24 protein-coding genes and 1 pseudogene are annotated in these 26,484 nt (G+C 70.2%); 13 read left to right on the top strand and 12 right to left on the bottom strand.

Annotated elements, in window-relative coordinates:
* Positions 1–30 precede the first annotated feature (30 nt).
* The 5 genes from ABTY62_RS09460 to ABTY62_RS09440 are packed head-to-tail and all read right to left on the bottom strand — an operon-like array spanning position 31 to position 5,694.
* Entirely contained in the window at positions 31–1,056 is a 1,026-nt protein-coding gene (locus ABTY62_RS09460; RefSeq protein WP_352128826.1) for an ABC transporter ATP-binding protein, read from the bottom strand.
* The gene (locus tag ABTY62_RS09455; RefSeq protein WP_352128825.1) at positions 1,053–2,105 is read right to left on the bottom strand and encodes an ABC transporter ATP-binding protein; all 1,053 of its coding nucleotides are present in this window, start codon (positions 2,103–2,105) and stop codon (positions 1,053–1,055) included. The genes ABTY62_RS09460 and ABTY62_RS09455 overlap by 4 nt, the downstream gene beginning before the upstream one ends.
* Positions 2,102–3,016 carry an ABC transporter permease gene (locus tag ABTY62_RS09450; RefSeq protein ID WP_352128824.1) on the bottom strand — a complete coding sequence of 305 codons (915 nt, stop codon included), beginning with the start codon at positions 3,014–3,016 and terminating at the stop codon, positions 2,102–2,104. The genes ABTY62_RS09455 and ABTY62_RS09450 overlap by 4 nt, the downstream gene beginning before the upstream one ends.
* Positions 3,013–3,996 carry an ABC transporter permease gene (locus ABTY62_RS09445; RefSeq protein WP_352128823.1) on the bottom strand — a complete coding sequence of 328 codons (984 nt, stop codon included), beginning with the start codon at positions 3,994–3,996 and terminating at the stop codon, positions 3,013–3,015. Before ABTY62_RS09445 ends, ABTY62_RS09450 begins: the two co-directional genes overlap by 4 nt.
* A gap of 12 nt (positions 3,997–4,008) precedes the next feature.
* On the bottom strand, positions 4,009–5,694 hold the full coding sequence (locus ABTY62_RS09440; RefSeq protein WP_352128822.1) for an ABC transporter substrate-binding protein: 1,686 nt from the start codon (positions 5,692–5,694) through the stop codon (positions 4,009–4,011).
* 386 nt (positions 5,695–6,080) lie between these two features.
* Here ABTY62_RS09440 and ABTY62_RS09435 point away from each other — a divergent pair, with 386 nt between their 5' ends.
* Positions 6,081–8,033, top strand: a complete 1,953-nt coding sequence (locus ABTY62_RS09435; RefSeq protein WP_352128821.1) for a glycoside hydrolase 5 family protein — start codon at positions 6,081–6,083, stop codon at positions 8,031–8,033.
* A gap of 584 nt (positions 8,034–8,617) precedes the next feature.
* Here the strand turns inward: ABTY62_RS09435 and ABTY62_RS09430 are convergent.
* On the bottom strand, positions 8,618–8,965 hold the full coding sequence (locus ABTY62_RS09430; protein WP_352128820.1) for a hypothetical protein: 348 nt from the start codon (positions 8,963–8,965) through the stop codon (positions 8,618–8,620).
* 506 nt (positions 8,966–9,471) lie between these two features.
* Between ABTY62_RS09430 and ABTY62_RS09425 the strand changes: the two genes are divergently transcribed.
* The 4 genes from ABTY62_RS09425 to ABTY62_RS09410 all read left to right on the top strand — a co-directional run bounded on the left by ABTY62_RS09425 (position 9,472) and on the right by ABTY62_RS09410 (position 13,508).
* Positions 9,472–10,878 carry a hypothetical protein gene (locus ABTY62_RS09425; protein ID WP_352128819.1) on the top strand — a complete coding sequence of 469 codons (1,407 nt, stop codon included), beginning with the start codon at positions 9,472–9,474 and terminating at the stop codon, positions 10,876–10,878.
* Complete coding sequence (locus ABTY62_RS09420; RefSeq protein WP_352128818.1) at positions 10,875–11,429, top strand: flavoprotein; 555 nt, start codon at positions 10,875–10,877, stop codon at positions 11,427–11,429. The genes ABTY62_RS09425 and ABTY62_RS09420 overlap by 4 nt, the downstream gene beginning before the upstream one ends.
* A 302-nt stretch (positions 11,430–11,731) precedes the next feature.
* Positions 11,732–11,983 carry a type 2 periplasmic-binding domain-containing protein gene (locus ABTY62_RS09415; protein WP_352128817.1) on the top strand — a complete coding sequence of 84 codons (252 nt, stop codon included), beginning with the start codon at positions 11,732–11,734 and terminating at the stop codon, positions 11,981–11,983.
* A gap of 301 nt (positions 11,984–12,284) precedes the next feature.
* Positions 12,285–13,508, top strand: a complete 1,224-nt coding sequence (locus ABTY62_RS09410) for an RNA-guided endonuclease InsQ/TnpB family protein (protein ID WP_352128816.1) — start codon at positions 12,285–12,287, stop codon at positions 13,506–13,508.
* Positions 13,509–13,536: 28 nt separating this feature from the next.
* Here ABTY62_RS09410 and ABTY62_RS09405 read toward each other — a convergent pair whose 3' ends face one another.
* From ABTY62_RS09405 to ABTY62_RS09390, 4 genes are all read right to left on the bottom strand, one after another.
* Complete coding sequence (locus ABTY62_RS09405; RefSeq protein WP_352128815.1) at positions 13,537–14,361, bottom strand: transporter substrate-binding domain-containing protein; 825 nt, start codon at positions 14,359–14,361, stop codon at positions 13,537–13,539.
* Between the two features lie 169 nt (positions 14,362–14,530).
* A complete protein-coding gene (locus ABTY62_RS09400) occupies positions 14,531–15,169 on the bottom strand; it encodes a bifunctional 4-hydroxy-2-oxoglutarate aldolase/2-dehydro-3-deoxy-phosphogluconate aldolase (protein ID WP_352128814.1) in 639 nt (212 codons plus the stop codon).
* 213 nt (positions 15,170–15,382) lie between these two features.
* Positions 15,383–16,348: a sugar kinase gene (locus ABTY62_RS09395; protein WP_352128812.1), complete on the bottom strand. Its 966-nt coding sequence runs from the start codon at positions 16,346–16,348 to the stop codon at positions 15,383–15,385.
* 217 nt (positions 16,349–16,565) lie between these two features.
* Positions 16,566–16,994 carry a ribonuclease gene (locus ABTY62_RS09390; protein WP_311723446.1) on the bottom strand — a complete coding sequence of 143 codons (429 nt, stop codon included), beginning with the start codon at positions 16,992–16,994 and terminating at the stop codon, positions 16,566–16,568.
* A gap of 180 nt (positions 16,995–17,174) precedes the next feature.
* Between ABTY62_RS09390 and ABTY62_RS09385 the strand changes: the two genes are divergently transcribed.
* Both ABTY62_RS09385 and ABTY62_RS09380 read left to right on the top strand, forming a co-directional pair.
* The gene (locus ABTY62_RS09385; RefSeq protein WP_352128811.1) at positions 17,175–17,816 is read left to right on the top strand and encodes a helix-turn-helix domain-containing protein; all 642 of its coding nucleotides are present in this window, start codon (positions 17,175–17,177) and stop codon (positions 17,814–17,816) included.
* Entirely contained in the window at positions 17,813–18,016 is a 204-nt protein-coding gene (locus ABTY62_RS09380; protein WP_352128810.1) for a DUF6126 family protein, read from the top strand. Before ABTY62_RS09385 ends, ABTY62_RS09380 begins: the two co-directional genes overlap by 4 nt.
* Positions 18,017–18,090: 74 nt before the next feature.
* Here the strand turns inward: ABTY62_RS09380 and ABTY62_RS09375 are convergent, their stop codons facing one another.
* Entirely contained in the window at positions 18,091–18,921 is an 831-nt protein-coding gene (locus tag ABTY62_RS09375; protein WP_311723449.1) for an AIM24 family protein, read from the bottom strand.
* Between the two features lie 123 nt (positions 18,922–19,044).
* Here ABTY62_RS09375 and ABTY62_RS09370 point away from each other — a divergent pair, with 123 nt between their 5' ends.
* The 5 genes from ABTY62_RS09370 to ABTY62_RS09350 all read left to right on the top strand — a co-directional run bounded on the left by ABTY62_RS09370 (position 19,045) and on the right by ABTY62_RS09350 (position 21,700).
* Positions 19,045–19,959 carry a maleylpyruvate isomerase family mycothiol-dependent enzyme gene (locus ABTY62_RS09370; protein ID WP_352128809.1) on the top strand — a complete coding sequence of 305 codons (915 nt, stop codon included), beginning with the start codon at positions 19,045–19,047 and terminating at the stop codon, positions 19,957–19,959.
* A gap of 165 nt (positions 19,960–20,124) precedes the next feature.
* On the top strand, positions 20,125–20,355 hold the full coding sequence (locus ABTY62_RS09365) for a hypothetical protein (RefSeq protein ID WP_352128808.1): 231 nt from the start codon (positions 20,125–20,127) through the stop codon (positions 20,353–20,355).
* A complete protein-coding gene (locus tag ABTY62_RS09360; protein ID WP_352128807.1) occupies positions 20,352–20,900 on the top strand; it encodes an RNA polymerase sigma factor in 549 nt (182 codons plus the stop codon). Before ABTY62_RS09365 ends, ABTY62_RS09360 begins: the two co-directional genes overlap by 4 nt.
* Positions 20,887–21,381 (top strand): hypothetical protein, encoded by a 495-nt coding sequence (locus ABTY62_RS09355; RefSeq protein ID WP_352128806.1) that lies wholly within the window; start codon positions 20,887–20,889, stop codon positions 21,379–21,381. The genes ABTY62_RS09360 and ABTY62_RS09355 overlap by 14 nt, the downstream gene beginning before the upstream one ends.
* 163 nt (positions 21,382–21,544) lie before the next feature.
* Positions 21,545–21,700: a hypothetical protein gene (locus ABTY62_RS09350; protein WP_352128805.1), complete on the top strand. Its 156-nt coding sequence runs from the start codon at positions 21,545–21,547 to the stop codon at positions 21,698–21,700.
* A 34-nt stretch (positions 21,701–21,734) separates the two neighbouring features.
* Here the strand turns inward: ABTY62_RS09350 and ABTY62_RS09345 are convergent.
* Positions 21,735–22,951, bottom strand: a pseudogene (locus ABTY62_RS09345) (RNA-guided endonuclease InsQ/TnpB family protein).
* A gap of 354 nt (positions 22,952–23,305) precedes the next feature.
* Here ABTY62_RS09345 and ABTY62_RS09340 point away from each other — a divergent pair.
* Positions 23,306–26,482 (top strand): NACHT domain-containing protein, encoded by a 3,177-nt coding sequence (locus ABTY62_RS09340; protein ID WP_352128804.1) that lies wholly within the window; start codon positions 23,306–23,308, stop codon positions 26,480–26,482.
* Positions 26,483–26,484 lie beyond the last annotated feature (2 nt).

The following is a 26,484-nucleotide window of genomic DNA, read 5'->3' as shown; positions in this document are numbered from 1 at the left end:
AGTTCTGTTGTCCGGACAAAACGCGCAGGCTTACGCGATAACGTTGCCAACGCTGTCGTCGCCGCCGCTTTCACGGCCGCCGGCGGCGCCCTCGGGGACGTGCAGCCAGCACAGGGCGCGGTGCCCGGGGCCCACCTCGGCCTCCGGCGGCCGCCGCGTACAGGCGTCCATGGCCAGCGGGCAGCGCGGCCGGAACCGGCAGCCGTCGCCGACCACGATCTCCCGCCGCTCGGCGTCCCTCCGCGCCCGCGCCGCCAGCCGGGCCGCCCGCGCCGCGCGCGCCTCCTCCCGCGTGGCCCCGGAGCCGGTCGCGGCGGAGGCCAGCAGCCGGGTGTAGGGGTGCCTGGGGGCGAGGATCACCTCGTCGCTGGGGCCGCGCTCGACGATCTCGCCCCGGTACATCACCATCACCTCGGAGGAGAAGTGACGGGCGGTGGCCAGGTCGTGGGTCACATACAGCAGGGCCAGCCCGCGCTCGTCCTTGAGCCCGTCCAGCAGGCCCAGGATCTCCAGCCGGATCGAGACGTCGAGCATCGACACCGGCTCGTCGGCCAGCAGCACCTGGGGGCCCGGAGCGAGCGCGCGGGCGATGGCCACCCGCTGCCGCTGTCCGCCGGACAGCTCGTGCGGGCGCTTGCGGGCCACATCGGCCGGGGGCGTCAGATTGACCGACCGAAGCAGCTCCTCCGCCTTCTCCTGGGCGTCGGCGCCGCGCCGCGCCCGCCCGTTGACCATCAGCGGCCGCCGCAGATGGTGGCCGATGGTGTGGGCCGGGTTGAGGGAGGCGAACGGGTCCTGGAAGACCATCTGGACGGCGCGCCGGTAGTCCGCGCCGCGCGTCCGGGGCGCCCCGCCGAGCCGTACCGTCCCGGCGGTGGGCGTCACCAGCCGGGACAGGGCGCGCACGACGGTGGACTTGCCGCTGCCGCTCTCCCCCACCAGCGCCAGGGTGCGGCCCGGGTGCAGGGTGAAGGAGACCCGGTCGACGGCCCGGAAGGGCCGCCCGCCGGGCTGCGGGAAGTCGACGGTGAGCCCGGTCACGTCCAGCGCGGTCACGACTGGCTCCCTTCGTGGAGCGGCCCGGCCGCCGCGGCGGCATGGGCCGGGTCGTGCAGATGGCAGGCGGCGTAGCCCCCGCCGGGCAGCGGGACCGGCCGGGGGGTGACCGTGCGGCACGGCGCGAACGCCCGGTCGCAGCGGTCGGCGAACGGGCACCCGGGCAGCTCCTCGCGCAGGTCGGGGGGCGAGCCGGGGATGCCGCGCAGCGCGCGGCGCTCGCCGGTCAGCTCGGGGAAGGAGCGCAGCAGCCCCTGGGTGTACGGGTGGCCCGCGTCCGCCGCGATGCGGTCACACGGCCCGTACTCGACGATGGAGCCCGCGTACATCACCGCCAGCCGGTCGCTGATCTCCAGCAGCAGGGACAGGTCGTGGGTGATGAAGACGACGCTGAAGCCCAGCTCCTCGCGCAGCCGCTCCACCTCGTCGAGGATCTCGCGCTGGACGACCACGTCGAGGGCGGTGGTCGGCTCGTCCATGATGACGACCTCGGGCTCCAGGGCGAGCGCCATGGCGATGACGACGCGCTGGCGCATGCCGCCGGACAGCTCGTGCGGGTAGGAGCGGATGCGGGCGGGGTCGATGCCGACCATGTCGAGGAGGGCGCGGGCGCGCTCCTGGCGCTCGGGTCCTGGCATGCCGGGCCGGTGCGCGCGAAAGATGTCGTCGAACTGCCGGCCGACGCGAGTCACCGGGTTGAGGGCGTTCATCGCGCTCTGGAAGACGATGGACAGCTTGTTCCAGCGGAAGGCGCGCAGCGCCTCGCCCTCCAGCGCCAGCAGGTCGGCCGCGCCGCCGTCGCGGCCGTGGAAGGTCACGGAGCCGGCGGTGAGGCGGGCGGGCGGCTGGAGACAGCGGGCGACGGCGTACGCGAGGGTGGACTTGCCGCAGCCGGACTCGCCCGCGATGCCCAGCAGCTCGCCGCGGCGCAGCTCGAAGCTGACGTCGCGGACGGCCCGGGTCGCGCGGGCCCCGCCGTATCCCTCGTAGGCGACGTCGATGTGCTCGGCGCGCAGCACGACGTCGTCTCTCGCGGCGCTCTCGCTCATCGCGCTTCCTTCCGCTGCCGCGGGCGGCGGGTGCGCAGCCGCGGGTCCAGGACCTCGTCGAGGCCGAAGCTGATGAGGGACAGGGCGGTACCCAGGAGGGCGATGCCCAGGCCCGGCGGGATGAACCACCACCAGGCGCCGCCGGCCAGGGCCTCCGCGTTCTGGGCGAAGTAGAGCATCGTGCCCCAGGTGAGATAGGAGGGGTCGGCGAGGCCGAGGAAGGCCAGGCCGGCCTGGGTGAGCACCGCGAAGATCACCGCGTGGATGAACTGCGAGACGATGATCGCCAGTTCGTTGGGGAGGATCTCCACGAGCACGATCCGCCACCGCTTCTCCCCGTAGACCCGCGCGGCCAGGACGTAGTCGCGGGTGCGCAGCGAGAGGGTCTGGGCGCGCAGCACCCGGGCGGAGGCGGCCCAGCTGGTCAGGGCGATGACGAGGATGGTGGAGAGGACCCCGTCCCCCTTGACGTAGGCCGCGACCACGATGACCAGCGGCAGCCCGGGGATGACCAGGAAGACATTGCTGATCAGGGAGATGGTCTCGTCGGCGACGCCGCCGAGGAAGCCGCCGCCGATGCCGATGACCACGGAGATGACGGTGGCCACGACCGCGGCCGCGGCGCCGATCAGCAGGGTGCCGCGGGCGGAGACCACGAGCTGGGCGAAGACGTCCTGGCCGGTCTGGGTGGTGCCGAGCCAGTGCGCCCCGGAGGGGGCCTGGCCCAGGTCCACGCTGACCGCCTCGGGGTCGTCGACCAGCCAGGGGCCGATCAGCGCGGTGAGCGTGAAGATCGCGAGGATGGAGAGGCCGAAGGCCAGCCGGCGGGAGCGCAGCGCCAGGCGCAGCAGTCCGCGGCCGGCGGGGCGTTCGGGCGCGGCGGTGGCGGGGGGCGGGAGGGTGGCGGTCATCGGGCCTGCCTGGTCCGGGGATCGACGAAGCCGTACACCAGGTCCACCAGGAAGTTGGCGGCCAGGACGGCGAAGGTGATGACGAGGAAGACCGCCTGCATCAGGGGGTAGTCGGTGTTCTCGACGGCCTGGAGCAGGGTGAAGCCCATGCCGGGATAGGAGAAGACGATCTCCATGACCAGCGAGCCGCTGACGATGAAGCCGAGCGAGATGGCGAATCCGGCGACCGAGGGCAGCACCGCGTTGCGGGCCGCGTAGCCGAACATGACGGTGCGCGGGCGCAGCCCCTTGGCCTCGGCGGCGGTGACATAGTCCTCGGCGAGGGTGGAGACCATCATGTTGCGCATGCCGAGCATCCAGCCGCCGACCGAGCTGAGCACGATGGTGGCGGCGGGCAGCACCGCGTGTTCGACGGCGGAGGAGAGGAAGTCGCCGCTGAGCCCGATGTCCAGGGTCTCGTCGTAGCCGCCGCCCAGCGGCAGCACGCCCCACACCTGGCTGAAGAGGTAGAGGAGCAGCAGCGCGAGCCAGAAGTAGGGGACGGCGGCGAGAAAGGTGGTGGAGGGGACGAGGGAGTCCAGCCAGCTGCCGCGCCGCCAGCCGGCCAGGGTGCCCAGGGTGAGGCCGAGGACGAAGCTGATGAGGGTGGCGGCGCCGACGAGGACGAGCGTCCAGGGCAGGGCGTCGCTCAGTACGCTGCTGACCGGGCTGGGGAAGTAGGTGACCGACAGCCCGAAGTCCAGGTGGATCACGGAGCCCAGATAGTCCCAGTACTGGACCGCGATATTGCCGTGGCTCAGCCCGAGCATGCTGGCCAGGGCCTCCTCCTGGCCCGGTTCCACGGGCCCGGACTGCGCCATCCGGGCCATCATCAGCTGCACCGGATCGCCGGGGATGAGCCGGGGCAGAAAAAAGTTGACGGTGACGGCCATCCAGGCGGCGACGGCGTAGAAGCCGAGTTTCCGCAGTACGTACCGCACGCTGCCGCGCCCTTACTTGCCGGATTTACCGGTGGCGGGCTTGATCCGGGCGGCCACCCAGCCGCCGTCGGGGTCGAGCCAGATGGACGGGGCCGCGTAGAGGTTGTCCTCGGTGGGGTATCCGGTGACGCGGTTGCCGTTGAACTCCTGCTCGTTCTGGCCGTAGAAGAGCGGGATGACCGGCATGTCCTTGATGAATTCCTGCTGGATCCTGTAGTACCAGGGCTTCTGCTTCTCCAGGTCGGTGCTGGAGGCGATCTCGTCCAGGGCCTTGTCCATGGCCGGGTTGGCGTAGCGGCCGAAGTTGCCGACGTTGGTGGCTTCGCCGATCTTCGGCGGGATGGTGCTGTCCAACAGCTGCGCGTAGTAGGCGCGGGGGTCAGGGGTGTAGCCGCTGTTGTCGAGCAGCAGCTGGAACTGGCCGCGGGCGCGGTTGTTGGACCACTGCGCGTACGACTCGGCCTTGACGACGAGCTCGATGCCGGCCTTCTTCAGCTGCTGCTTGGCCAGCTGGGCGACGCTGACGTAGTCGGTCCAGCCGGAGACCAGCTCGACCGTCACGGACAGCTTCTTGCCGTCCTTCTGCCACATACCGCCCGATTTGGCGTATCCGGAGGCGATCAGATACTTGTCGACCTTGTCCTGGCCGGTCTCGATCACGGCGTCCTTCAGGGACGGATCGAGCACGGACGCGTAGTTGGGGAGCAGCAGCGCCATGGGGTTGGCGACGGGGGCCTGGCCGTCGTACACGCTGCGGTTCATGAATTCGCGGTCGAGGGCGGCGCTGATCGCCTTGCGCACATTGACGTCGGCCGTCGGGCCGCGCTGGGCGTTGGGCACGAACGATGTCGTCGCCAGGGGGATGTTGACGAGTTCGAAGTTCTTGTCCTTGGCGAGGTAGTTCTTCTTGATGTCGGGGATGAAGCCGCCGCCCCAGTCGATCTGCCCGGAGGTGACCGCGGCGGTGACCGCGCTGTTTCCGGTGAAGGACCGGTACCGCATGACCTTGAAGTGCGGAAGCCCCTTGAAGTAGTAGTCGTCACGGGCGACCAGATCCATGGTCATGCCCTTGACGGATTTCACCTTCCACGGGCCGGTGCCCACGGGGTTGGCGTTGAGCGTGGTGGCCCGCTCCTTGACCGGGATCTTCGACCAGATGTGCTTGGGCAGCATCTTCATCTTGCCGAGGATGAAGTACTCCTTGGTGTACGCCGACTTGGAGAAGGTGATCACCGCGGCGTCCTCGCCCTCCACGCCCGCCGAGGCGATGGGGAGGGCGTACATGTTCTGCGCCTTGTTCTCCTTCGCCATCTGGAACGTCCAGGCGACGTCCTCGGCCGTGAAGGGCTTTCCGTCGTTCCAGGTGACGCCCTTGCGCACCTGGACGCGGAGCTTCTTGCCCCCGTCCGACCAGGTGTACTTGGTCGCCAGCCACGGGTCGATCTCCCCGGCCTTCGCCGCGTTCATATGGAACAGCGGCTCATAGATCATCCCGTGGGTCGCCTGGAGGGGCTGCGGGGCGAACGGATTGAAGTTCCGGATGAAATTGCCCGTGGATCCCGTGGCAACGGTCAGCACTCCGCCCCCGCCACCGCTCTTGTCCTTGCCCCCGCCGCAGGCGGCGAGTGTGACGGTGAGCGCGAGCGCGGCCCCGGCGGCCAGCGCGCGGCGCGGACCGGCCGTTGTCGTCGAGATCATGGGTTCCCCTCGATGTACGGAATCGAAGCTGCGCGGGTCGAACAGAGCGGGATGAACGGTGCGGTTGAACGAACGCAAGCCGGACGGTGGTCCGCACACCGTCGGCGCCGTGAAATTAAAGGCGCCCGGAAGAGGGTGTCAATAGTCCCGGCACGGCCCCGTCGCTGAACCGGGCTAGTCGAATCAGTCGAACATCCAGGTCTCGCCCCGGAACGGCCTGACAGACGGGAAGTTGGGCAATCCAGGACCTCGGACGGCCGTGCGTACGAACCTTGTCCGAAGTGTTGACACTAAACCGGTAAAGCCGTTCACTGCTTGCTGCGCGGCACCGCCCGTCCGCACCGGGCCGCATCCTTGACGCCCCCTGCCTGAGGGAGAGTTCGCAGATGCAGCGCACGTCCGCACGGCTCACCGTCGGCGATCAGCCCGTCATCTGGCTCGGCGCCAACTACTGGTCACGCACCGGCGGTCCGCTGATGTGGCGCTCGTACGACCCGGACGTGGTCGACGCCGAGCTGCGGGTGCTGCGGGACCACGGGCTGAACATGACCCGGTCGTTCTTCTACTGGCCGGACTTCATGCCCGCCCCCGACCGCCTCGATCCGGAGCTGTGCGCCCGCTTCGCCGACTTCCTCGACCGCCACCACGCGCTCGGCATGACCACCGTCCCCACCTTCCTCGTCGGCCATATGTCCGGCGAGAACTGGGACCCGTCCTGGCGCGGCGGCCGCGACCTGTACAGCGATGTGTGGCTGGTCTCCCGCCAGGCGTGGTTCGCCCGCGAGACGGTGCGCCGCTACGCCGGACACCCCGCGGTGGCCGGCTGGCTGGTCTCCAACGAGATGCCGATCTACGGCCGCCAGCCCGGCGTGCGCTCCGACCAGGTGCCCGCGGAGCGCGAGACGGTCGCGGCCTGGGCCCAGATCGTCCTCGACGCCGTACGGGCCGGCGGCGGCACCCAGCCCGTCTCGCTCGGCGACGGCGCCTGGGGCCTGGAGAACTCCGGTCACGACAACGGCTTCCGGCTCGCGGACACGGCCGAGCTGTGCGACTTCCTCGGCCCGCACGTCTACCGCATGGAGGACGACTCGGTGCGGCAGCACTACGCCGCCGCCTGGGTGTGCGAGCTCACCGGCACCTTCCAGCGGCCGGTGGTGCTGGAGGAGTTCGGCGTCAGCTCCGACTTCGCCGCGGGCCCCGGCGCCGCCCGCTACTACCGGCAGACCCTGCACAACAGCCTGCTGGCCGGCGCCACCGGCTGGATCGCCTGGAACAACACCGACTACGACAACCTCAGCGAGCAGCCGCCCTACCGCCACCACGCCTTCGAGATGCACTTCGGCCTCACCGACACCGCCGGCACCCCCAAGCCGCAACTGCGCGAGCTACGGGACTTCTCCGAGGTGCTGAGCGCCGTGGACTTCCCCCGCTGCCACCGCGCCGACGCCGACACGGCCCTGCTGCTCTCCTCCTACCTCGACACCGTCTACCCCTTCACCCGCGCCGAGGACCGCGCCTACGTCCAGCAGACCGGCCGCCAGGCCTGGGTCGCCGCCCGGCTCGCCGACGCCCCGGCGGCGGTGGTCCGCGAGAGCGACGGCGCGCTGCCCGCGGACGTACGCCTGTGGCTCGTCCCGTCCACCAAGCAGCTGCTCTCCCCCACCTGGTACGAGCTGGAGCGGCGGGCCCGGGACGGCGCCACGGTCTATGTCTCGTACTCCCCCGGCGCCCACAGCGAGCAGCGCGGCCCCTGGTACGCGCATCTCAACGAGCTGTTCGGCGTCCGCCACCAGCTCGAGTACGGCCTGGTCGACCCGATCGAGGACGACGAGGTGACCTTCACCCTCACCCGCGACCTCGGCACCCTCCCCGAGGGCGCCGGGCTCACCTTCCGCGCCGCGGGCACCGAGAACAGCCGCGTCTTCCTCCCCGTCGAACCCGACGGCTCGCAGGTCCTCGCGGTCGACGGCCACGGCCGCCCCGCGCTGCTGCTGCGCGAGACCGGCGACGGGTGTGTGGTCTTCTGCACCTACCCGATCGAGCACATGGCGGCCGTCACCCCCCGGGTCAACCCCGAGGCCACCACCACGCTGTACGACGCGCTGGCCGCCCACGCCGGCGTCCGCCGCCCGGTCACCGTCGCCGACCCCCGGGTGGCCGTGGACCGCCTGGTCCACGAGGACGGCCGGGTGTTCGTCTGGCTGGTCAGCCAGGCCCGCGAGGAGCTGGCGGTCAAGCCGGTGGTGCCCGACGGCAGGCTCACCACCCTGGACGGCACCCCGGCGGACACGGTGGCCCTGGCCCCGTACGGGGTGCGGGTGCTGCGGCTGCACAGCTGAAACCGGCAGGGCCGCCTGGCCACGCAGCCACGGCGAGGGGCGGCGGCGCGGCCCCGCGATGATCGGGACATGCGGCGCTTCGAGCGGCCCCGCCGGCCGGGGCGTCATCGAGGAACATCCCCCCTTCTCCTGATGAGCACCGACCGAACTTCCGATCAACCGGACCGCGCCGTGTCCGAACACGCCATCGGCCCCAGTACCATCGGCACCGAGGTTTGTGATCAATCCCCAGCCGGACCACCCCAGTTACTTGCAGGTGCGGGGGTGGTCCGGCGTCGTATCTGTGGTTGCTGTCCCGCTGGGGACGAGGTGTCAGTACCGCTGTCGGCCGCCGGGATAGTGGATCGGCTCTCGGCACTCCGGCCCGTCAGCAGGCGCGGGCTCAGCGCCCAGTGCGTAGCACAGGGCGGCGTGCAACTGCTCCGCTTCCGCCACCGTCAGCAGCAGCGAAGCAAGGGCTACGTGCTGCCCGGGACGGACGACTTGAAGCGGCAACACCAGGTGTCCATCCCGATCGCGGCGCAGGCCACGACCCGGGACAGGCCCGGCCTCCCACCTCTCTGGCGGACCTGACTGGGCTCGGCTCATTCGCACGCTCCCCTCTCACACTCCGGAGCCCCGTCCGGACCCTCGTGCGGCTCGCCGTCAGCGCAGGAAGGCAGCCGCCCACCCCGACTCTCGGCGACCCGCAACGCGTCGCCCAGCGCCTCACACAGGGACTTGACGAGGAACCGCAGTTCCCCCTCGCTCACCTTGCAATCGCCGAGCATCTTGCGTGCGTGACCGAGGAGTTCGACGCCCGCTTTCAGCTGCGCGGCCTCCATCTCATCGGCGAGCCTCACCAGACGGCTGTTGCCGTCGTCATCCGTCACGAGATAGCAGCGCTGCCCGGCCTCGCTCGGCCACGGCAGCAGACGAGGCCGCGTGCTCATGTCGCCACCGCCTTCACCCCGCACCCAACGGCTCCACGCTGCCGCTCACCCAGGGGGTCACTCGCCAGGCGAACCATCGGGGCATCCGGGCGCCGGGCGTCTGGCCGGATTCCAACGGCCCGATGCCGCCCTGGAGCAGGCAACAGCAGCCGTAACAGCCATTCCACAAATCGGGCGGTAGTCTTCCGCATTGTTGACGCTCCTTTGCAGCGTTGACCACGCCCCCGGACGCAGCCACGTCGCGGGGGTCCTGATCTCCCAGCGTCGCCGTTCGTGTGGCCTGCGCGTTACCCCCTGATGGGTAGACCCACCGTGGGTAGACTCGGCCAGATCACCTTGCATTCCGCCGCGCGCCGGGGGCTTTCAGGAGATGCAGCACGTGACACCGCCAACCGCTCTGCCGCCTATCGGTCTCTAACCCATGGTGAGTAGACCCATCATGGGTAAGCCCGGGAGGCAGGCCCTGATCGATACTTCATCACGTCAGAGATGCGCGGGGGCACGAGATGACCGACTACGTCTCACCGGCAGCACTCCCGCCGCACGTCCTGGAACGTGAGGACATGCGCGCGGCTCTCGCCTGCCACGACTTCGGGACCGTATTCACGCTCGCCCGCAAATGGGGCGGCATCAGTTTCACCAAGATCGCTGATGCCTGCGGGATGAAGACCGACCGAGTCGGAGTCGTCGCCAAGGGCAATGGCCGGATCACCACGATCGACAAGATCATTGCGGTAGCCGACGGGCTCAGGATTCCCGGCGTGTTACTTGGTCTGGCACCTCGCCCCTGGGAATCGCACACCCCCGCGTCTGGAGCCATACGCCCGATGGCCCGTATCGGCATGGACCGTGGAGACGATCACGTGCTACGACGCGATTTCATGAGCCTGTCAGGCGCCGCGCTGCTGGCCGCAGCCACAACACCATCCGCAGGGGCCAGCAGCGCACCACAGCACACCGGGCTTGCCGCCCTCCTCCTGCATCACCTCTCCGCCCTCAGCGTCAGAGAACCAGAACAGCGCACCCCCGCCGAACTCAGGACAGCCGTCACCTGGGCGAAACGCACCTACCAGGCATGCGAGTACACGACCCTCGCCAACGACCTTCCGCGCGTTCTCACCGAGTGCGAGACGGCGTGCGAGGTGTTGACCGGAGATGACCGGCTGACCGCGCATGCATGCCTGGCGGAGCTGTACCACACCACAACCAGCCTGCTACTCAAACTCGGCGACCGAGGTCCGGCAGCCATCACCGCCGACCGCAGCATGCACGCAGCCCAGACCAGCGAGGACCCCCTCACCCAGGCAGCCAGCGCCCGCATCCTTGTCCATGCCTACATGGCCATGGGACACGGCGGCCAGGCCGCCGACCTCGCGCGCACACGAGCTCAGCGACTCGACCCGAAGTCCATCACACACTCGCCTGATCACCAGTCCATTTATGGTGCTCTCCTCCTGCGGGGCGCAGTGGCCGCAGCCGAGCAAGGCGACCGCGACTCGGCAACCGAACTTCTCGACGAGGCTGAACACGCCGCCCGTATGCTCGGCAGCGACGCCAACCACCAATGGACCGCCTTCGGCCCGACCAACGTGCTCCTCCACCGGGTCAACATCTCCACCACCCTTGGCGACGCCGGAGCAGCACTCGCCTACGCCCAGACGATCGACATCGACACCATCGACGTCCGTGAACGCGAGGCAACCCTCTGGGTAGACGTGGCCAGGGCCTGCGAGCAATGGAACAAATACCCCCAGGCATACGCCGCCCTGCGCACCGCCGAAGACCTCGCCCCCGAAGAGATCCGCACCCGCCCGACCGTCAAGGCACTGGTCGGACGCATCCACCACCAAGACGTACGCGGTGAACTGCGCGGCCTGCCCGAGCTGGCCGCCCGAGTCGGAGCCCGCCCATGACCACACCGCCACCTCAGCGGACCCTCTACGTCATCGTCTGCGCCGCCGGACCCGCCGCACACGTGGGCAAGCTCATCCAGCAAGCCCAAGACCGCTCCTGGGACGTGCAGATCATCACCACCCCAACGGGACGAACCTTCGTAGACGTCTCAACGCTCGAAGCCCAGACCGGGCGGCCCCTCCGCAGCGAATACCGAAAACCCGGCGACGACACCCGCTCAGCCCCGCAGGCAGACGCCATCATCGTCGCCCCCGCCACCTACAACACCATCAACAAATGGGCACTGGGCATCAGCGACACCTACGCGCTGGGCATCCTCGCCGAATCCATCGGGCTGGGCATCCCCGTGGCCGTGCTCCCGTTCGTCAACGCAGCACTGGCCGCTCACCCCGCCTACCAGCGCAACATCGCAGACCTGCGATCCGCAGGCGTCAACATCCTGCACGGCAAGGGACACGGCCCAGAGCCCCACGCCCCCGGCACCGGCAGCGCGCTACTCGACACCTTCCCGTGGAGCCTGGCCCTCGACACCGTCGAACACAACGGGTGACCAACTCTTGCTCCCCACTTGGCACAGATGCACCACAAGAAATTGCATCTGGCATTCCTTTACTTGCTCTGCATCAAGCGATTTTTGCAAGGATGGTGGGAGGCCCCCACCGGATCCACTGTCCCCCGGCTTCACACAACCCCAACCCACCAGGAATCGCTGCCGCTTCCCAGCAAGCCCCACCCCTCCCCCTCCCCTCGGCTGACCGCATTGCGCCGAAGGCGCGAGACGATGCCAGCACCCGTCAGAGCCGCATACCGCCCAGCCGTGCTCAGGCGGCCGGGCATCCGGTCCGTATCGGCTTGGTCGTCTCCAACGCGGACGAGACCTTCGAGGCGGTGGAGGAGGGCAGCGGGGTCGTGCTGCTGGCCGCGGGCAACGCCGCGATCTACCAGCGGCCCGGCGTCGTCACGCTCCCGGTCAGCGGGCTCTCGCCGAGCCGACTGGCGCTCGTCTGGCGGCCGGACGACCACCGCGCGGCCGTCCGCGACTTCGTCGAGGCCCTGCTGAACGCATCGCCCGATCTGCCCCGGAACGGGCAGGTCGGGCCCTGAGCGGCCCCGCTGTAGCCTGCGGCCCCTCCCCTTCGCCTGGTTTCTCGCGAGGAGGCCCCTGCGTTTAGGCCGAGGAGGAATCGTGTCCGGGTGTTGCGACGCGCAGCGTCGCGTACCCGCTTCAGGGCGCGGGGCCCATACCGTGTCGGCACCGCCAGGATGATTCGAACGTGTGCGCCGATGATCGCTGGTCGGGGTGGTGACCGCAGGATCGGGGCACGTGTGTGCGGCGGCCGTACGTATGGTTCTTCAGGGGTTCGGGATGGCGTGGCGTCCCGGCCGGGGACTGTGAGGGGGCGGGATGGAGCAGGTGAGTACGGCTGCGGAGGCCGGGCATGCTCGCTACACCTACCGGGTGCGCGTGTCGTCGACGGTCCGCGAGGCTCTGCTCGCAGAGTGGGACCGGTGCCGCTGGATCTGGAACGAATGCGTCGCCAAGTCCAAGGCCGTGCGCCTGTACAACAAGACCAACCTCAACGACAAGCAGACCTGCGGCCCGGCCCAACTCAGCAAGATGCTGACCGAAGCTCGCGCGATGACCCCGTGGCTGCGCGAAGGCTCCAGCATTCCTCAGCAGCAGATCATCCGGGACTTCGGTAAATCCCGCGCGAAAGCGCAGAAAGACATCAAGGACCGGCTGCCGGTCAAGCGGCGTGCCGGGATGCCGAAGTGGAAAAAGAAGCGCGAGGCGGATCCGACCCTGAAATATACGAGGCAGGGTTTCCGGCTGAAGGACGGGCGCCTGCATCTGGCCGGAGGCATCGCGCTGACCGTGGTGTGGTCGCGCAAGCTGCCCGCCGGCCCGTCGAGCGTGCGCGTGTACCGGGACAGCCTCGGGCACTGGTATGTCAGCTTCGTCGTCCCCGCCCGGACCGAACCGCTGCCGGTGACCGGGCGGGTGATCGGCGTGGACTGGGGCGTGAAGGAGACCGCCACCACCACCTCCGATGCCCATGACCTTCCCCACGCCCAACACGGCAAGAAGGCCGCCACGAAGCTGGCCCGCTACGACCGGATGATGGCCCGCCGCAAGCCGAAGAAGGGGCAGGCCGCCTCGAAGGGCTACCGCGAGGCGAAGAAGCTGCGGGCGAAGCTGCACAAGAAGATCGCCCATCAGCGTGAGGACACTGGCCGCAAGTGGGCCAAGAAGGTCGTACGCGACCATGATGCGATCGCGGTTGAGAACTTCCGTCCGAAGTTCCTCGCCAGGACGTCAATGGCCTGCAAGGCCGCTGACGCCGCCATCGGCGCCACCAAACGGGCCCTGATCGAAATGGGCCGCAAGCACGGACGGACCGTGCACCTGGTACACCCCGCGCACACCACGATGGACTGCGCGCACTGCGGAGCGAGAGCCAAGCACGCATTGCCGCTGAGTGAACGCACCTATACCTGCACCGCGTGCGGAGCCGTCTCCCCCAGAGACAAGAACTCCGCCCGCGTCATGCTCATCCGGGCAGGTCTGAACCCGGCTGGTGTTGAGGGCGTAAGACTCGACCGCACGCAGTGCGGCCAAGCTGCCTGAGCCAGAAATCCCCCGTCAGGGGGGGCAGTCAATTCATCCACTCATGCTCGTACTTGGCGTACGTGCCGTCGTGCGTGGCCAGGTGCACCCACTGGTCGACGTACTCCTTGAACTCGGCGTCGCCGCGCGGCACGGCATACGCCTTCTCCGAGAAGGAGAACGGCTTGTCGGGGTGGACGGCGCACAGCTCCGGGTGGATCTTCGCCTGGTAGCGGGTCTCGCTGGCGTCGGTCATCATCACATCGGCCCGGCCCGCGATGATCTCGTCGAAGATCGTGGTGTTGTCGGGGTGGACGGTGAGGGTGGCCCGCTTGATGTGGGCGCGGGCGAACTGCTCGTTGGTGCCGCCCGGGTTGACGATCACCCGGACGTCCGGCTGGTCGATGTCCTCCAGCGTCTGGTACTTCTGCTCGTCCTCGCACCGCACCACCGGGGCCTTGCCGTCGGTCAGATACGGCTCGCTGAAGTACGCCTTACGGGCCCGGGGCAGGGTCACCGACACCCCGCCCATGCCGATGTCACAGCGCCCGGCGGCCAGGTCGTCGACCAGCTTGGCCCAGGTCGTCGCGACGTACGCGGGCTTGGCGTCCAGGCTCTTGGCGAGGTCGCGGGCCATGTCGATGTCGATGCCGGTGTAGTCGCCGGTCTTGGGATCGCGGTGGGTGAAGGGGCGGTAGTCGCCGGTGGTGCACACGCGCAGCACGCCGCGCTCGGGCACCCGGTCGAGCAGGGTGCCGCGCTGGTGCTTGCCCGTGGCGGCGGGCGCGGAGGCGGGGCCGGCGGCCAGGGCCGAGCCGGCGGCGGTGGCGGCCAGGACGGCGGCGAGGGCGGACAGCGTGACGGAACGTCGCATGGCGACTCCTTCGCACAGGCCGCGGCGAGCGGCACGGAACGGCGCGCGCGGGGCGCACGGGTGGGGCGGGCGCCTGCGCGTGATCACAGCGGGGTCAGGGTGGCAGAAGTGGCCGCCCGGCGGAACCCGTTGAGCACCAGCTGACACGGCGTCCGGGACCGATCCGGCGTCAGAACTCCTCGGCCGGTGCCACGTCCTGGAGCCGGGCGAGGAGCTCGGCGCCGCGCTTGGCGACGACGTCCCGGTCGCCCTCCGACAGCGCCGAGCCCATCCCGCAGGCGACCGCCCCGGCCGCGATCCACTCCGGGGCGTCGGCGACGGTCACCCCACCGGTGGGCAGCAGCGCGGCCTGCGGCAGCGCGGCCCGTACGTCCTTGACCCAGCGGGGACTATGGGCGGAGGCCGGGAACAGCTTCAGGGCGTCCGCGCCCAGCTCCAGCGCGCGCACCATCTCGGTGGGCGTGGCCACGCCGGGGAAGACCGGCAGGCCGTAGCGGTGGCCGGTGCGGATCACCTCCGGGTCCAGGCTCGGGGAGACCAGGAAGCGGGCGCCCGCGTCGACCGCCATCCGGGCGGAGGCGGCGTCCAGCACCGTGCCCGCGCCGATCACCGCCTCGTCGCCGACCTCGCGGACCAGCGTGGTGACGGCCTCCAGCGCGAAGGGCGTGGTCAGCGAGAACTCCAGGGTGGTGAGGCCGGCGGAGAGCAGGGTGTCCGCCGCCGCGGTCGCGTGGTCATAGCTGTCGCTGCGGATGATGGCGAAAACCCGCTGTGCGAGCGCGGCCCGGGTGATCTCCCAGCGGTACACGGCAATTCGCCGCCTTTCCTCTCAGCAGGGTCTCCTGGAGATGCCGCCCCGGATTGCCTCCGGGATATGCGGCCTTTCGCTGTGCGATGGTCGGTGGGGAAAGCGCTGTAGGGGGAAGCGGTGTGGGGGGTTTGACGGTCGGTCAGCGGCGGCGAGCGATGGGAGATATCTGCCTCTCGGTGCGGTGGAAAGGGGCGGGACGGGACGCGGGGTTCAGCGGTGGACGGAGTCGGCGCCGCCCGTGAACGCGGCCAGGGCCCGATCGCGCCCGGCCGCCGAGGGCAGCCCGTCCGTATCGGTCGCGGTCTGGACGACCAGCGCGGCGACACAGGCGGCCTCGGCGAGCGCCCGCGGCTCGGGCAGCCCGCGCAGCCGGCCCGACAGATACCCCGCGGCGAAGGCGTCTCCGGCGCCGACCGGGTCGGCCACCGGCACCGGATAGGGCGGCTGGTCCCAGCGGCCGCCCGCGGTCAGGGCCGTCGCCGAGCGGTCGGCCCGCTTGATGACGACCGTATGCGCCCGGCCGTCCAGCAGCTCCGCCGCGGCGTCGTCGGCGGATCTCGCGGTCAGCAGCTCCAGCTCGTCCTCCCCCGCGAGCACGAGGTCGGCCTCGCGCAGCAGCCGCCCGGCCGTCTGCGCCCACTGCGCCGCGCCGCCCAGCTTGTGCCGCACATTCGGGTCGAAGGAGACCTCCGCCCCGGCGGCGCGGGCCAGCTCGACCAGCCGGTCGGTGGCGGCCGCCGCGGTCGGCGACAGCATCGGGGTGATCCCGGACAGATGCAGCACCCGGGCGCCCGTCAGGGCCTCGCCCGGTATGTGCTCGGGGGCGAGCCGGGAGCCGGCCGAGCCCGAGCGGTAGTACTGCACATCGATGGCGCGGTGCGGATGGCTGTCGCGCAGCAGCAGCCCGGTCGGGGCCTGCTCGTCCACCCCGGCGAAGGTCACATCCACCCCGTCGGCGCGCAGCTCGCGCAGCACGGTCCGACCGGCCGGATCGTCCCCCACCCGGCCGACCCAGCGGACGCGATGGCCGAGCCGGGCGAGGCCCGTGGCCACGTTGGACTCGGCTCCGGCGACCGAGCGGCGGAAGTGCACGGCCTGCTCCAGGGGGACGCCGGGCTCGGCGAGTAACAGCAGCATCGCCTCACCGCATGTGACCACTTCCGGGCCGCTCACCACCGGTGCCTCCCCTTGCTCCCCGCGCGTCCCCTTCTCCCGGAAACGCTACCCGGAGGCGCCGACAGACGCCCCCGCGGGGTTCGAGTCACTTCACGACACGTCAACGTCCGTCGTACGCAAAGCCGTTCCCGCCGGAGGGAGACGGGGCCCGCAACGCGGCGGCCGCCGCCTGCGAACAGGCGGCGGCCGAGGTGCGGGGGGTGGCGGTCTTCGGTGGTCAGCAGCGGTAGTCGACCAGGTCGAACGACGCGTAGTGGTCGGCCGTGTAGTAGTCCTCGTCCGTCTTCTTCCCGGTCACGATGCGGCGGGCGCCGCGGGTGCTGGAGCCGGGGGTCTTGACGGTGTACTCGTGGTAGTAGCCGGTGGACTGGGACGGCAGGATGCCTTCGCGATTCTGGAAGACGGTCCCGTCCTGCGGGTACGGGTAGGGGCCGCCGGAGGCGATCAGGTCGAGCGTGTCATGGGCCTGTGAGGGCAGGTCGGAGTAGCAGATGTCTCCGACGGCCGCGATCTGGGAGACCGACGCGACGGCCTGGGGTGCGAGCGGTGCGGCCGGGGCGGACGCGACGGCCGGGCCGCCGATGAGAAGGCTCGAGGCGAGTGCGCCGAGCACACCGATGCGGGCGATCCGTGGGGGGATTCTCATGCCTTACAGCATGACGCGCGTAGACCATGACATGTCAATGCCAAGTGGAAGGAGTTTCCGTGGAGTTCACAAGACCCGCGCGAAGCGCCGGGAGAAGTGATGGAGACGTAACGCCGCGGGGGCCTTTGCCTCAGAGGCAAAACTTTTGCCCGAGAGGCGAAAACTGGTTATACCGGAGGCATGCTCCCGCCTCCTGAGGGGCCCGCCGACGGGCCTCCCGCCGAGCTGCCCTCCGTCGCCCCGCGCCTGCGCGACCTGCGGCGGCGCAGCGGCCTGACGCTCGAATCCGCCGCCCGGCTGGCCGGGCTCTCACCCGCGCATCTGTCCCGCCTGGAGACCGCCCGGCGCCAGCCGTCGCTCCCCATGCTGCTGGCCTTGGCCCGTACCTACGGCACCACGGTATCGGACCTCCTCGGCGAGGTCTCGCCGGAACGGGACCCGATCCTGCGGGCCGACCGGATGGAGGCCTCACGGACGGGCGGCTGGACGTACTGGCGGGCCGGCGGCGGCGGCCGGGCGATGCAGGCGCTGCGGGTGCACGTGCCCGCGGGGCCCGGCCCCCAGGAGGACCTGGTGCGGGTCCACCCGGGCGAGGAGTGGCTGTACGTCACCCAGGGACGGCTGCGGCTGACGCTCGGCGAGACCGTCCATGTGCTCGCCGTCGGCGACGCGGCCCACTTCGACTCGCTGACCCCGCACCGCATCGCCGCCGCCTCGTCCGGAGGCGTGGATCTGCTGTTCGTCCACACACTGCTTCAGAGCGGCACAGCCGACCTTTGCCTCGGCGACGCCGTCCGCGGAGGGAGGCACAACGCGCCATGACCGACGCCGACAACACCCTGGGCGCCACACCGGGCACCGGGGCCGCACAGAACAGCGGAACCGCACCGACCGGCAAGGTCGTGCGGGAGGAGGACCGGGCCCCGATGGGGTTCACCATCCGCGTCTTCATCTATCTCGTCGGCGTTCACTTCATCGCCGGGTTCCTCTTCCTGTTGTTCTACCTGGCCGGGGCGAAATAGCCCGGCCCTCCGGAGCGACCCCCCGGAGCGACCCTCCGGAGGGGCCCCCGGAGCGGCCCCCGGGCGCGGCGCCGTCACCCCGCGCGGGTGGAGAACAGCCCGCCCGTCGGCCCCTGCTTGTCCCCGCCCTGCGCCTTCTTCAGCGCGTTGGCCAGGCCCTCCATGGTCAGCGACTGGAGAATCACCCGGCCATTGCCCTCCAGGGTGGCCAGGGACAGGCCCTCACCGCCGAACACCGCGTTCATCAGGCCCTGGCGGTTGAGCCCGCCGATGCGCTGGACGCCGTACTGGATGCCCTCCTCGAAGGCCACGATGCAGCCCGTGTCGACCTCGATCCGGCCGCCGAAGTCGGCGGGGTTGAGGTCGATGAAATTGCCCGCGCCGCAGATGATCACCGTGCCGCGCCCGGTGAACTTCTCGAGGACGAACCCCTCGCCGCCGCTGCGCCCCGTCCTGCCGCCCTGGAAGGCGATGCCGAACTCCACGGTCGACTCGGCCGCCACGAAGGCGTCCTTCTCCGCGAACCAGGCGCGGCCGCCGTCCAGCTCCAGCGCCCGCATCTCCCCGGGCAGCACGCCCGCGAACCCGACGGTGCCCTCGCCGCCGGTCGAGGTGAAGTACTGGAAGGCGAGCGACTCCCCCGCCAGCGCCCGCTGACCCACCTGCATGGCGGTGCCCATGGCCTGGCGCAGCATGCCGCCCATGCCACCGCTTCCGCCGCCGTCCCCGTTGCCCCCGGCGGCCTGTCCGCCGCCCGCGCCGGGCCCGGACAGCCGGGTCTCCATCGTCACGTTCGACGTCTTGAACAGGAACTTTCCGGCCTCGCAGTAGACGGTCTGGCCGGGCTGGAGGCTGCAAACCGCCATCTGCATGGCGTTGCCGACGATCTCTTGGCGCAGGGTCACAGCAGGACTCCTCGGTACGGACATGGCGGATATATCGCAATGGCCAACGTTCGACCCGAGGCCCTGGGTTCCGCCGGAGAAACGCGATCGCGGTCACAGGCCGACGGCACAATAATCCCGATCATGGACACAGGCACCGGCGTGGACCTGGCATGGCTGGGGCCGCCCCTGGACGTACGCCCCCTCTTCCCCGCCGACCGCAGCGCCCTGCTCGATCTGCTGACCGCCCTGGACCCGGCGGACTGGCGGCGCCCCACCGTCTGCCCCGGGTGGGATGTGCACGACGTGGTGGCCCACCTCCTCCACGATCACCTCCGCCGGCTGTCCGGCGGCCGCGACGGGCACCCGGGGTCGCCGTTCGGCCCCGGCGAGACGCTGCCGCGGTTCATCACGCGGACGAACGAGGACTTCGTCCGCGTATCGCGGCAGCTCAGCCCGCGCGTGCTGACCGAGCTGCTGGCCACGCTCGGCCCGCGGCTCGACGACTTCTGGGCGGGCCTGGACCCCGCCGCGCCCGCCGGCCTGGACGTGTCCTGGGCGGCCCCCGGGGCGCCCGCCCCGAACTGGCTGGACACCGCCCGCGAGTACACCGAGTTCTGGGTCCATCAGCAGCAGATCCGCGACGCCGTGGACCGGCCGGGCGCCACCGGCCCCGAGCTGCTGCACCCGGTGCTCGACACGTTTCTGCGCGCCCTCCCCCACACCCTGCGCGCCCGCCCGGCCCATGGCGGAGCGACGGTACGGGTCCTGGTGCCCGGCCCGGGCGGCGGGGCGTGGACGGCGGTGCGCGAGGGCGACCACTGGGCGCTCCGCACCCCCTCCACCCCGGCGACCGCGGAGGTCGAGCTCGCCGCGGACACGCTGTGGCGGCTGGCCACGCGCGGGATCACCCCGCGGGAGGCGCGGCGCCGGGCCACGGTGCGCGGGGACGAGAGGCTGGCGCGGGCCACGCTGACGATCCTCGCGATCGTCCGCGAGCCGGAGCCGGAGCCGGGGCCGGGGCCGGAACCGGAACCCGAGCCGAAGCCGGAGATCTGACCCCGTCCGGCCCAACGGACAAAAATTTTCCGGCCGTTGTGACAGAACCGCCGCGGCGGCCGCGTCTACGGGGTGGTCGGCCGTACTTCTTCGGCGGCCATCGGACTCGGCCCCCACTGGGACCGGGGTCCGAGGCGATCGATTCACCGAGAGGGGGAGCCGTCGATGACCGCAGTCGACGACGCCTTCCCGCGCGACCCCGCGACGCGCCACCGAGCGGAGAGCCGGGCCACCCAGGTCCACGCCGCCGCCCACACCACCGCCCGCGAGGTCACCTCCGGCGGCCACTCGACGTTGCGCCACACCGTCGGGTCCAGCCGGCCGGGCCACCATTCCGCCGCCCCGGCGACGGCGCGCGCCGCCGGCGTCGCGCGGATGTCCGGGAGGTCCGCATGAGCGACGAGGAGTTCGACGCGCGGGCGGATTTCATGGCCTGGTGCCGTGAACACACCGGGCCGCTCCGGCTGACCGCGCGTCGGCACGCTCGCGACCACCAGGCCGCGGACGACGCCGTACAACATGTGTTGGAGAGCCTCTGGAAGAAATGGGATGACGCCGACCTTCGCCGGAAGGTCAGGAACACACCCGGATACGCCCGGCGCTGCGTGATCAACGCCTGGCGCTCCATGGAGCGCAGCGAGACCGCGGAACGCGAGCGTCTCAAGAAATACGCCTCCGGCGAGCTGGTGCCGGAAACGCAGGATCTTTACTCCGACATCGAGTGGAAGCTGAGCCTTCCGCCCATGCTGGAAATGCTCAACCCCACCTGGCGTTCAGTCATTGAACTGCGGTACCAGCAGGGCAGGTCGTTCCCCGAGATCGCCGCGATCATGGGCATCTCCGAGTCGACCGCCCGCCGATTCGACAAGAGGGCGCTCATCGCACTCGCGGAAGCCGAACGGGCGTGGGGAGAGAAAGGAGGCGGGGATGGACGTCGTTGAACGTCTCGTCCTGGCATCCCAGCACGCTTCCCCGGATTCGGTTCGGCCCGACGCGGAGACCTTCCTGGCTCGGGTGTTCCCCGAGCTGGGATTCGTCTCTTCAGCGGTTTCCGCCATGGGGGTCGGCCACAGCGCGGCCGGCCCCCGGCGGGCCGAATCCGAGGAGGACGGCGCGAGCCGGGAGGAGCTGCTGGACGAGCTGAGAGAGATCACCCGGAATCACGAGGGAAAGGATGGTGCAGGACTCCGACGTATCGCGGAAATCGTGGAACTCCTGGACGGCGAAGAAGCGGCCTACGCGTGGTGGCGCCACGCAGCGCAGGCCGGCGACGAAGTAGCGGTCGCTGTCGTCGAGGAACTGCACACGGAGCAAGAACTCTCAGGAGAACGGCCCAGCGTTCTTCCGCTGAGCGATTCGCCCGGCCCTGACACGGGGGGCAGAGCCGAGCGAGACGTGACGCAACAAGTACGCGGGCGGTAAACAGGGGTTGCCGCGCGCGTTTCGGGGGAGGGGCCCGGTCTCGACAGCAGGGGGAAGTCGAGACCGGGCCCCGACGTATTTCTTCCTCAGCTGCACACATGCTTTCTGACGTAATTCCCTCCCCGGCCGCGTCTCCTCTATGAAGACACCGAGGAGGCAAGCAGTGCCCAGGACAGACGAAAGCACCCGCAGGCGGCGGAAATCCGAGCGGAAATACTCGCGATACGCGAAGAAGGGGCTCGGCATCGCATTCGGCGCCACGATCAGCTCACTGGTCAAGCTGGGCTGGGAGCATGTACGCCGGGAGTACGGCCTTTGAATGCTCCTCTCCCTGGAGGGAGGGGATTCCTGGCTCAGGCTGCCTGCGGGAGCGGCGCTCCCGGAGGTCTTGCGCCCTCGGCACCAGCCGGGTTCAGACCTGCCCGGTGGAGCATCACGTGGGCGGAGTTCTTGTCTCTGGGGGAGACGGCTCCGCACGTGGTGCAGGTGTAGGTGCGCTCGGACAGCGGCAGTGCGTGCTTGGTTCTCGCTCCGCACGATGCGCAGTCCATGGTGGTGTGCGCGGGATGCACGAGACGGATGTCCCGACCGTGCTTGCGGCCCATTTCGATCAGAGCCTTCTTCGTGGCACCGATCGCGGCGTCCGCCGCCTTGCGCGCCATCGAGGACCTGGCGAGGAACTTCGGCCTGAAGTCCTCCACCGCGACGGCGTCGTGGTCGGTCACGACCTTTTTCGCCCACTTGCGCCCGGTGTCCTGCCGCTGCCGGGCGATCTTCGCGTAGGTCTTCGCCCGCCACTTCCCTGCCTCGCGGTAGCCCTTGGAGGCGGCCTGCCTCTTCTTCGGTCTACGGCGGGCCATCATCCGGTCGTACCGGGCCAGCTTGGCCTGGGCCTTGCGGCCATGCTGGGCATGCGGGAGGTCATGGGCGTCCGAGGTGGTGGTCGCGGTCTCCTTCACGCCCCAGTCCACGCCCAGCACCCGACCGGTCTCCGGCAGCAGCCGCACCTCGGTGGGGACAACGAACGAGCAGTACCAGTGCCCGACACTGTCCTGGTACACACGCACCGAAGACGGTTCGGCGGGCAGGTCCCGCGACCACACCACCGTCACCACGATCCCGCCCGCCAGGTAAAGGCGATCGTCCTCAGCCGGAACCCGCGCCGGGTGTAGTTCAACGTCGGAGCGGCCTCGCGCTTCTTCTTCCACTTCGGCATACCAGCCCGCTGCCGCTGAGGCAGGCCCTCCCGGATGTCCTTGTGCGCCTTGGCGCGGGACTTGCCGAAATCCCGTATCAGCTGCTGCTGCGCAACGCTGGAGCCCTCACGCAGCCACAGCATGCACTCCCGCGCCTGTGTCAGCATCTTGTCGAGCCGCGCCGGACCACAAGTCCGCTTCTCCCCCGTGGCCTTGTTGTGCAGGTGGATGGACTTGGACTTGGCGACGCACTCGTTCCAGATCAACCGGCACCGGTCCCATTCCGCCATCAGCGCCCCACGGGCACTCGAGGACACGCGAAGCCGGTACGTGTACCGGGCATGCCCGGCATCATCGGCTTCACGTGGCGTCATCATGCAGTCAACGTAGCGTCATGATTCGTTTGTCACTTCGTATTCCGGCAGACCCACTCGAACGAGTGACCGCCCGAGCCGCTGGGACCGGCGTCCCTCAACTCCGAGACGCTCCAGGATGCTTGAAGGTCGCCTCCGCCATTGCCCGGGTGGACCCCGGATCGCCGAGCGGCGATCCGGCTTCTCCTGCCCCGCTACGAGGGAAACCGGATCCCTCCCCGGCCTGAAGGCTGGGGCATTCTCCGGGAATCCCGGTGAAGACCGCAGCGACGCGGACACGGGTGGGCGATAGCGCCGATCCGGGAAGATGTCGATGCGGGAAAGCCGACAGTCACCTCGAAGGGGCGGAGTGGTGTGAGCGCTGAGGTCGCGGCAATCAACCTCGGGCGGACGCTGGCGACGCGCGTCGTCCGGATGTGGCTCGACCCGCGTACGCGCGAGCAGGAGAGCCGGATGGACATGTCCGCGCTGATCCGGCGGCGGATACCGGGGCTGCGGGCCCAGCGTGGCGTGGAGCGGCAGTTCGAGCAGATCGCGGACGCGGTCGCGGCGCGGCTTGAGCCCATCTGCGGGCATGAGTTCCGCGGCCTGGACGAGGGCGGACGGCGGGCGGCGCTCGACGCCGTGACGGCGGCCTTCGCCCACGCGGACCTGTCCGACGAGGCGATCCTCGGGTCCGACGCCAACCCCGCCGAGCTCGCCCGCCGGGTCCGTACCGCCGCTCCCCCGCCGACCGGTCTTGGCGAGGTGGAAACGCGCTTCTACGAACTCCTGCTGGCCGAGTGCTGCGACTGCTATGTGCAGACCCTGCGCCGCCTCCCGGTCTTCACCGAGCGTGGCGTCACCGAGCTGCTGGGGCGGGTCGGCGAGCTCGGCTCGGAGCTGAGCCGGGTGCTGGAGCGGCTGCCCGTCAGGTCGTTGTACGCGCCGCAGGGCGCGGATCAGGACGCCGCCTTCCGCCGTGAGTATCTGGAGTTCATCAGCCGCACCATGGACGAGGTGGAGCTGTTCAGCTTCACGGCAGGGCAGGCGCCGCGCACCAAGCTGTCCGTCGCATACATCAGCCTGCGGGTCAGCACGGACGAGGAGCGGGCGGCGCGGCGGACGGGCCACGGATCCGTCGACCGGTTACGGGCGGGCATCGGCGCATGGGACACGGCCGAGCAGGAGTCGTCGGCGAGCGTACGGGTCGAGGCGGCGCTGAAGCAGGCGCCACGTGTGCTGTTGCGCGGGGAAGCGGGCTCCGGGAAGACGACGCTGCTCAACTGGCTGGCCGTCACCGCGGCACGGGGCTCTTTCGGTGGCGATCTGGCCGACTGGAGCGGCCTGGTCCCCGTCCTCGTCAAGCTCCGCCACTACGCGACGCGCGAGCTGCCGCGTCTTGAGCAGCTGCTGGACGTCACCGCCGGGCCGCTGACCGGCCATATGCCCGCCGCGTGGGTCGACCGCCAGTTCCAGGCGGGCCGGGTGCTGCTCCTGGTCGACGGTCTTGACGAACTCGTCGCGAGCGAGCGGCGCAAGGTCCGCGACTGGCTCAGGCTGCTGCTCAGCGCCTACCCGGACACCCGCGCCGTGGTGACGACCCGGCCGACCGCCGCCGGCGGCGACTGGCTGCGGTCGGAGGGCTTCGCCCCGGTCGGTCTCGAACGGATGACCCCCGCCGACCTGCGCGCCTTCGTCCAGCAGTGGCATCAGGCCGTACAACTCCACTCCGGCGACGCCCCATGCGCACCGGAAGAGCTCCCGCACTACGAACGGGCGCTCGTGGCCAGCCTCCAGGACCGCCCCCATCTGCTCGCCCTCGCCGCGAACCCGCTCCTGGCCGCCCTGCTGTGCGCGCTGCACCTGGGGCGGCGCAGCCGGCTGCCGCGAAACCGCATGGAGCTGTACCGCATCGCGCTGGAGCTGCTGGTGCAGCGCCGCGACGCGGAGCGCGGGGTACCCAGCGCCCTGGACGTACGGCTGAGCCTCACGGACAAGCTGTGCCTGTTGCGCGATCTGGCCTGGCGGCTGTCGGACAACAACCGCAGCGAGATCGCCCGGGAGAAGGCGCTCGACCACGTCACGGCCAAGCTGAGGTCGATGCGCCATCTGGACGCCGAGGGCGGGCGGGCCCTGGAGCACCTGGTGACCCGCTCCGGGGTGCTGCGCGCCCCGGCCGACGACCGCATCGACTTCCTGCACCGCAGCTTCCAGGAGTACCTGGCCGCCGAGGAGGCGGCGGAGGAGGACCGCGTCGGCAATCTCATCGAGCGGGCCCATCTGGACACCTGGCGCGAGACCATCATCATGGCCGCCGGACACGCCAACCGCGGCCAGCGGGAGGAGCTGATCACCGGCATCCTGGACCGCGCGGAGGCGGAGCGCCGTCATGCGCGTGGGCTACGGCTGTTGGCGGCGTCCTGCCTGGAGACGATGGAGTCGGTGCCCGTCGGGCTCGCCGAGCGGCTTGACGTGAATCTCGGCCAGTTGGTGCCGCCGCGGCGCCGGAGCGATGCGGAGTCGCTGGCAGCCGTGGGCGATCCAGTACTGGGCAGACTGCCGCGCTCGCTCGACGGTCTCAGCGAGACCGCGGCCAGGGCGGCCGTACGTACAGCCGCCCTCATCGGCGGAGGGCGCGCGCTGGACTTACTGAGTGCCTACGCCGAAGACGGGCGCACCAATGTGCACAAGGAACTTGCCCGGGTATGGGATTATTTCGCCCCTGATCAGTATGTCCGGCGTGTGCTCTGCAAGTTGCCACTGCGAGACCTGCACCTCACCCTCTCCCATCCCAGCCAGTGGGCCACGGCCACGTGGCTGGGGTCCGTCCGGAGAGTGTCGATCACCTATCCGTTCACCCCCGGCCTCGCCGCTCTGAAGGAATTTCCCCAGCTTTCCCAGCTGTGGATAACTCGCCTCAAGGGCGACTGCGATCTCAGGCCACTGGCCGACCACCGAGCGTTGGAAAATCTCTTGGTCAACGGAACCGGTCCCTTGAAGGGCACCGAGGTGTTGGACCGATTCACTCGCCTGCGGAAGCTCTTCCTCACCTATTGGTCGACCCTCCCCCCGCTGGACGAGCTCCCCCTGCCACCGTCGCTGACCGACCTGTGGCTGGGATACGTCCCGGCCGACCCCGATCTGGCGTTTCTCGACCGTCTGCCGAAGCTCGAGTACCTGTCTCTGGAGGGCACAGGGAGCCTTCGGGGGCTCATGGACTCGACTGCGATCGCCGACCTCGGGCGACTGCGGCTGGCCGGGTTCGACATGACCGAGCAACTTGGCGCCTGGCCTTCCGTCGGTCTCCGCGCCACGGAGCTGATCTTCTACGAATGTGCCCTTCCCGCCGATCTCAGCCCTCTCCATGGGATCACCTCAGTCACCCGGGTGTTCTTCGGCATGTGCCACGGCCCGTACCCCGGCCCGCTGGACCTGTCCTCACTGGAGGGCCGCCCGTCCCACCCCCGCCTCACCGTCGACGTCGGTCGGGGGCAGGTCGTCACGGGCACCAACCACCTCGGACCGGGCATAAAGCTCCGCTACCTGTGAGG

The organism is Streptomyces sp. NPDC097640 (assembly GCF_040302705.1).
In the GTDB taxonomy this organism is placed as follows: domain Bacteria; phylum Actinomycetota; class Actinomycetes; order Streptomycetales; family Streptomycetaceae; genus Streptomyces.
The sequence above is the reverse complement of the archived record's forward strand: the minus strand, read 5'-3'. Positions and strand labels throughout refer to the sequence as shown.